The following is a 1,205-nucleotide window of genomic DNA, read 5'->3' as shown; positions in this document are numbered from 1 at the left end:
CGCTGCGTCTTCGCTTGCGCCACGCAGGCCTGCAACCCGGTCCCGGCCGGGCCGGTCAGGCCCTTCCACGACGGCGCGGCCGACGCCGCGCCGGGCAGGACCGCCGCGATCGACACGACCGTCAGCCCGGCGGCGAGTAGTGCTCTGGTGATCCTCATGAGACCTCCCTAAGGCTCCTCGGTTACAACCAGACACCGCACCGCAACCATCAGCGACGATCGACAACAAGGATCGATAGCGGCAGATCCTGCAACTTGCACCACCGGTGACCGAGCGGGTCGTCGCGCTGACATATGCCGATCCGTCCGTCACCCCGGCACCTGCCCGGACCAGGTGTTTCACGCCTGCCTTAAACAGCCACCCGTCACTACGTCGCCTGCCCCGGGCTGCGACCAGGCCCGGCCTGCCGGGTCACGTACCACGGACAAACCACTAGCACCGCAGCGACCGGGACGGCGAAGGCTTCGCCGCACACCGTGCGTCGGCGCCGGAATCCGAGCCGCCGGAACCGGTGACCGGTGCAGATGACCGTGGTGTCGGCGGGCAGCTCGTCGCCGATCGCGCGGGCTGGGCGTGCTCGCACGCCTCGCACACCGCTTCTGGTGGCGAGGTGGTGAGTGTTCCGTCGCTGATGCTCATGACCTTCTGCACCCGGGTGTGCGCGGTGACCTGGCCGCAGCCGTCGCAGGCGAGGTAGAGCACGGGAAGCGGTTGCGGGCCGGCGCGCAGCTCGCGCCAGAGGCTCCTGGCCAGCTCCCGGGCGAGCCGCCAGCCGGCCGGTTCCGTCTCCCTCGGGGTCACGACCGGGCTGGTTCCTGGTTGAGCAGGGCGTCGTACGGGCGCAGCGAGGGCGCGGGCCGGGTGTCGGCCGGCAGCGCGGCGATCTGCGCCGCCAGGCGTTCCCGGGCCAGCTGCGGCGGGACGAGCGCGGGCAGCGCCTTGTACAGGGTGCTGCGGGAGATCCCGAGCAGCTTCGCGATCGACGAGATCGACCGGTCCGGCTCCGCCAGGAGCTGCATCGCGTAGGCGACCTTCTCCGGGGTCATCGCCGGCGGGCGGCCGAGGCGTTGGCCGCGGGCGCGGGCGGCGGCCAGGCCCTCGTTGGTGTTGGCCACGATGATCGTGCGGATGAACTCGGCCAGGGCGGCGAAGACGTGGAAGACGAACATGCCCCCGGCGGTGGTGGTGTCCAGCTTCTCGTGCAG

The 1,205-nt window shown here is 71.4% G+C and carries 2 protein-coding genes; both read right to left on the bottom strand.

Annotation, left to right across the window (positions count from 1 at the left end):
* Positions 1-432: 432 nt before the first annotated feature.
* Positions 433-801 (bottom strand): hypothetical protein, encoded by a 369-nt coding sequence (locus ABD52_RS39645; protein WP_152748382.1) that lies wholly within the window; start codon positions 799-801, stop codon positions 433-435.
* Positions 798-1,205: helix-turn-helix domain-containing protein (locus tag ABD52_RS37205; RefSeq protein ID WP_235437691.1), on the bottom strand; the 408-nt coding region annotated here is incomplete at its 5' end. The genes ABD52_RS39645 and ABD52_RS37205, both read right to left, overlap by 4 nt.

Origin of the sequence: Micromonospora sp. RV43 (assembly GCF_001029515.1) — a bacterium.
GTDB lineage: Bacteria > Actinomycetota > Actinomycetes > Mycobacteriales > Micromonosporaceae > Micromonospora > Micromonospora aurantiaca.
This window is presented reverse-complemented; position numbering and strand designations above follow the sequence as displayed.